Source organism: Francisella sp. SYW-2 (genome assembly GCF_008711475.1).
GTDB classification, from domain to species: domain Bacteria; phylum Pseudomonadota; class Gammaproteobacteria; order Francisellales; family Francisellaceae; genus Francisella; species Francisella salimarina.
The window spans coordinates 1-6,130 of record NZ_VXKO01000046.1; the positions used below are offsets into that span (position 1 = coordinate 1).

A 6,130-nucleotide genomic window follows, 5' to 3' on the forward strand; every position below is an offset into this window, starting at 1 on the left:
GTGTATTCATATCAGCATAAAATGCTGATATGAAACACAAAAGTAAGATTTTGAGTCAGATTTATCTAAAAAATACTCAATATTAAAACATATGAAAAAGGGCTTTCATTAACTCAACAGCCTTTATCAGATTGCAGATTTAGATCCGTTCCTTAGGTTTAGGCCAATTTTTATGAAAATCTTTGCGAAAAAGTAAAGCTGAAAGTATTGATATATCTACTCAGTGAGATTAGCTGAAATGTTCATGATTCTGTTGCTTTATCTATCAAAAAATCAACACTATATTTTTTAAAACTAAAAAATAACCTAATTGTCTTTAAAACTTCATTCTCATCATCTTCATCACATATACTATAATCATCAAACTCTACCTTATTAACATAAAGATTTTGAAGATCTCGAATGAAATTATTGATACAATTCATTTTATTATTAATATCATTTTCATCAAATACTGCCAATTTATTTGTTAGATCAATAGCATAGATAGTTTTTTGTTTTGAAAGTGCTTTTTCAAAACTTTTAATAACAGTTTCATTCTTTATACAAAATATTAGAGAAGGATACCTATCAACCGTCTCAGTTTTTGCTATAAAATCTATATTATCAATATAGTCTAGATTATTATAATATACTGTTTCGTCTGTTTCCCTTTTAAAAATTTTTTCAAGGGAAATATCACCCATATAGGCTCTAACAATAAATGGCCAACTATATCTTTTAACTATTAAAGGATAAAACTTTATATGGTTCTGGAATTGCGCACTTGCACACGATACTAATGAAATATCTACAAATTTAGGTGTAAAAGTTTCAAATATCAACTTATTGAGTGTAAATAATATTTGATCAAAAGTTATTATTCCAGAGTTTAAGTTTTCATCTCCTGTTCCAATCCCATATTCTGATCCATGGCCACATATTAGGAGCTTTATATTAGTAAGCTCTTCATATTCATGTTGTTTTACAAAAGTTTCTATTTTACCCTTTAAAAGTTCCAAATATTCATCAACATGACCATTATTTAAATCACAGTTTATATTAAATATAGGGATCTGAGCCTGATTTGGAGAATTATAAACGCCATCATTTTTTATAAATGAAGTATATCCTGGTACATCAAGTAGATTTTCAGCATCATTACTACGCCTATCTATCATAACTAGGTCATGCTCGCTTAAAATAAAATCATTTTCTTTAGAAGCTATATTTTTAAATCCATATAAATTATCAAATTCATTTTCCGGCTCAAAAAAAGTGAAATTTATTGCTAAAACTAAATCATAATCCATTATTTATTCCTATTTTTATAGAACTTATTAAGTTGTAATTCTTGTATCATTTATGTTAACGTATCCATCTAATACCTCACCATTATGACTAACTGCTGAATGAAGAAAATGGAAGATATCGAAATTTGTACCGGTTGGTAATCCACAAGCTACTACACTACTCCCCGTAACGTTATATTCAGCACTAGTAGTAAAAGAGTGTATTGGGACATTAAGTGTAATGTTTTCTGGCATAGAATCGCAATAATCAAAATCCTCAGGATTAACACAGCTGGTAACTGTTATGTCTAAACGAGATCGCCCCCCTGCATCATGCCAGCTTCCATTAGCAGTACCTGTTACCATTACCATTTCACATGTACTAAATGCAACACTTAATAATATAAATGTTGATAGTATTACAAGTATTATTTTTTTTGCATATTTCATTATATTTACCTCTCAATAGTTAAAATTATTAGCCCTTTTTCACGATTTAAAAAGAATTTTCTTCTGACCCCTACATAATTAATAATTCTTATATATTTATGTAACCTAAAGATTATCTGCTTTTTTTAAATTTAAGATATCAATGATGTAACATTACATAACGTTATTTAAAACTATTGGTTCTGTCGCAAACAGTTAGGTGTTTAAATTTATAGTATAATCCTATCACAAACATTTCCTTAATTTTTAGATGTTATATTTCACAGGCAGACATTTTGGAAAACTATTAATACTGCAAGCCATCCGTTGGTATTTATCTTATCCGTTGAGCTATAGGCATGTAGAAGAATTAATGAAAGAGCGAGGAGTAAATGTAGATCATAGCACCATCAACCGTTGGGTTGCTAGATATGCTAAAGAGCTTGAGGCTTCCTTCAGTAAATCATTTCGTAAATCTTGAAGTTATATTAGTTGGAAAATGGATGAGACATACATTAAGTATAAGGGCCAATGGGTATATTTATATAGAGCTATAGATAAGCATGGTGATACTCTAGAGTTTATGTTATCTGCTAAAAGAGATGAAAAGGCAGCTCGTAAATTCTTTAAGAAAACCATTGGTAAATATGGCTTACCAGAGAAAGTGAATATAGATAAATCTGGAGCTAATGAAGCAGCTTTACTCACTATCAATATCTTCTTATTCTTGCTAGGTATTTGGTATACTCATGGTATAGAGATTAGACAAAATAAATATCTCAATAATTTGATAGAGCAGGATCATAGAAATATAAAGAGATTGACTCGACCCATGCTAGGATTTAAAGCATGGGACTCTATGGGATCTACTATAGCTGGATATGAGTTAGTAAATATGATCAAAAAAGGTCAGCATATTAATGCTGGTAAGATGACTGTATGGGATCAGTTTTATGCTATAGCTGCATAATTGTATCTAGAGAACTGTGATTCTAGGAAAATTGTAACTACTCTAACAGTTTGCGACAGAACCTTAATGGCCAAGATAGTGATAGTGACTATGAAAAAGACAAGGAATTTGATGTCGGAAATGGTTCTATTAAAACTTTTTATACTGGTAAATGGGACAATTCCAATAAAAATGTTTATGGATATCATAGAGGAAAAGTATTAAGAAAAATATCAGATAGTATAGATGATGTTTTTAAATCTAGAAAAAACCGAAGAATTGATATTAATTCATTATGTAAAGTACTTGAAGAAGTCGAGAAAAATCTGGATTTCCGATATACAGCAGAAAAAATTGGAAATTATTTATATGGAGAACATAAAACAAATATATCACTAAAAACGATCTTACTAAAGAAATAGTAGACAATGTGGAACTTTATGACATAGATATAGATTCATTAAAATCTATATTAGAAGATTCATTTAAAGAGAGTTTTTTATTGGATTGTTATTATTTATCTCAAGACGGTGATGATGATAATATAGGATGTATTGATTTAAAAGCTATGAGTAATGATGGTATAAAATCTCAGGACAATTATTATTTTTATCAAAAAATTAATACTAAGGTATTTATAGAAGATCTTCGAAATGTCTTTGAAAAAGATGAAACCATAGAGGAAAGTACTAGAGATACTATAATCAATAAAATAGAACAAGCTATTGGAGAAGAAGTTAAAGAGCCTAATGAAATACATCAAATCATAGATAGCATCTATAATGAAATCTCAAAGGAAGAAAAACTTAAGAAGATTATTAAGTTAACATTAAAAAACACGTCTAAAATAAAAGTTCAAAGCCCTACTCAAGCACGAGGAGATGAGTTAAAAATTAAAGGTAAACCTATAACATTTTATGCTCGAGTTGGTCATCTTGAATGTGAGTATGTTTATTATGATGGAGAAACTAATAATATAAGAGAGGGCTGTCTTATATCAGCTTTAAATAAAAGATCTACACCTACGAGATACGAACCAGAACCAACAAGTTGTTATAACTTTTATCTTTTAGAAAAAGTTTTAACTTCATCTCCAACGTCTAATATATATAGTGCAACTGCCACAAAATCAGAAGGTAAATCACTTTATGGAGATGTAATTCAAGCTATGAGTAAGTCTAATCGTAAATGTATTCAATATTTATATACTATAAGTTCATTACCAGCAGAATTTGTACAGCTCACAGATGGCAAAAACCATTATGAAGAGAACAAATCAGGCAAAAATACGGATTCTATTAAGGAACTATTCGAGTCTACGACGACTGATAAACAAAAGATAATGTTTTCAGAAAGTTTTTTTTATGAATATAAAGTTAAATTTGAAGGCGATATAGGTATGATTTCCTCTGAAGATGTATCTTCTTACTTCGAAGAGAATCAAAAAGGTATACTCAAAGCATATTTAGGGTCTACTCCTGATCTGCCCCCTTTAACTTAATCTGACAGACACTTATTTTTAGTTATGTTTATTTTGAACTGAAATAGTGTCAGATTTCTCAAATATATTACCTAAATCTAACATCCATAAGATGAATATGGATTTGTAATAAAGTTATAATATAAATTTACGCAACTAACATTTTGCGACAGAACCTGATAAATCTTATTTGCATATAAAGTGGGTACGAGATAATCTTTATTTGCAAGTTTAGTGAGTATAGCATTATGATTAGTTTAGAGACAGATACAAAATATTATAACATTGAGATCATGAGAGACTTATTCGATGATCTATTAGTTGTCTGTGACTATGGGTCAAAAAATACTAAATTCTCTCATCGCAAAAATATACATGTTTCGTCTATGGCGGAAGCAAATTTAGTGATAGACAAAATTTTAAAGATAAGAGAAAAACATCATTACAGAATAATAAAGTAATTATTATTCTATTCACTGTTTTTTATGCGGTGAATAAGGAGTATAATCACCGCATAGGAGGCATGTCTATGTGGATTCATGAATATAAAAACTGGACTAATTTCTATTGGGATGTAGAAATAGTATCTTCCAAGCTTACAGAGGTTAGATATAAACAAGGATTATTGCTTGGCAAAATGAGTGTTTTGGGTTTTGAATTAAAGCAAGAAGCATCTTTATCAATATTAACTAGCGATGTAGTTAAGACATCTTCTATAGAGGGAGAGAATCTCGATACTCAAGAAGTAAGGTCATCTATAGCTAGGAAGTTAGGGATTGATATAGCAGGCTTAATACCATCTAGTCGAGATGTTGATGGAATCGTAGATATACTTTTAGATGCTACACAAAAATATGAAGAGCCTTTAACTAAAGATAGATTATTTGCTTGGCATTCATCACTATTTCCTACTGGACGAAGTGGCATGCATAAAATAATAGTGGCAGACTGGCGAGATGATAAAAAGGGAGTAATGCAAGTTATATCTGGAGTTATAGGTAAAGAGACAGTACATTTTCAAGCTCCTGATGCTAGTAGGCTAGATTATGAAATGACTAAGTTTATTAATTGGTATGAGTCAAATAATAATATTGATCCTATTATAAAAGCGGGTATTGCACACTTGTGGTTTATAACCATACATCCTTTTGATGATGGTAATGGGCGTATTGCTCGTGCAATTACAGATATGGTGCTAGCTAGAACAGAAAAAATATCTAATAGATTTTATAGTCTATCATCACAAATAGAATTGAATAAAAAAGATTATTATAAATATTTAGAAAACCAACAAAGATCAGATCAAAATATAACAAACTGGTTACTGTGGTTTATTGAATGTTTAAATGCTTCAATATTAAATTCAGATAAAATACTTTCAGATATTTTATTAAAAACTAGAATTTGGGATGTCATAAATGCAGATCCAGTAAATGAACGGCAAAAGTTAATAATCAATAGGATGCTAGACTCTAACTTTGAAGGATTTATGAATACTTCAAAATATGCAAAAATGGCAAAATGTTCCAATGATACAGCATTAAGAGATATTCAAATCTTAAAGAAAAGAAATATTTTCGTTCAAAATGAAAGTGGTGGTCGAAGCACCAGTTATAGAATAAATGAAAATCTATAAGCTGAATTATTTCAGCTGACCTCTTCTAGTTATATTTCACAGAGCCTAATAAAAAGTTACGTAAAATAATCTTAATGTCACACAAGCGAAATAATTGATCTACCCCGTCAATTTGGGACACTTTTGATGTCAGAAAAAGGAGAGATAAATGGCTTACAAGAGATACCCAGAAGAGTTTATGGATCAAGCAGTGCAGTTATGCTTAGCAGGAGATGCAAATCGTAAAGAAATAGCAGATAAAAGACTGTTGATTTAATCTTTCATTAAACTTATGAACTTTTGTAAAATATAGATATCGTAGATATTTATATTTTTAGTAGTTATGGATTTTTTCTTTTTAGGTTTAGAAGAATCATTAGGTAATG

General features: G+C 29.7%; 6 protein-coding genes and 1 pseudogene. 5 read left to right on the forward strand and 2 right to left on the reverse strand.

The features are described from left to right. Positions 1-242: 242 nt before the first annotated feature. Complete coding sequence (locus tag F3D57_RS09830) at positions 243-1,292, reverse strand: hypothetical protein (RefSeq protein WP_150466122.1); 1,050 nt, start codon at positions 1,290-1,292, stop codon at positions 243-245. Positions 1,293-1,319: 27 nt separating this feature from the next. After that, positions 1,320-1,721, reverse strand: a complete 402-nt coding sequence (locus tag F3D57_RS09835) for a hypothetical protein (protein WP_150466123.1) — start codon at positions 1,719-1,721, stop codon at positions 1,320-1,322. Positions 1,722-1,971: 250 nt separating this feature from the next. Between F3D57_RS09835 and F3D57_RS09840 the strand changes: the two are divergent. The 5 genes and pseudogenes from F3D57_RS09840 (at position 1,972) to F3D57_RS09860 (ending at position 5,765) form a co-directional block, all read left to right on the forward strand. Continuing rightward, positions 1,972-2,670 (forward strand): annotated as a pseudogene (locus F3D57_RS09840) (IS6 family transposase). 50 nt (positions 2,671-2,720) lie between these two features. Then, the gene (locus tag F3D57_RS09845) at positions 2,721-3,071 is read left to right on the forward strand and encodes a hypothetical protein (protein WP_150466124.1); all 351 of its coding nucleotides are present in this window, start codon (positions 2,721-2,723) and stop codon (positions 3,069-3,071) included. 8 nt (positions 3,072-3,079) lie between these two features. Further along, on the forward strand, positions 3,080-4,150 hold the full coding sequence (locus tag F3D57_RS09850) for a hypothetical protein (RefSeq protein WP_150466125.1): 1,071 nt from the start codon (positions 3,080-3,082) through the stop codon (positions 4,148-4,150). 227 nt (positions 4,151-4,377) lie between these two features. Then, positions 4,378-4,590, forward strand: a complete 213-nt coding sequence (locus tag F3D57_RS09855; protein ID WP_150466126.1) for a hypothetical protein — start codon at positions 4,378-4,380, stop codon at positions 4,588-4,590. A gap of 68 nt (positions 4,591-4,658) precedes the next feature. Beyond that, entirely contained in the window at positions 4,659-5,765 is a 1,107-nt protein-coding gene (locus F3D57_RS09860; protein ID WP_150466127.1) for a Fic family protein, read from the forward strand. Positions 5,766-6,130 lie beyond the last annotated feature (365 nt).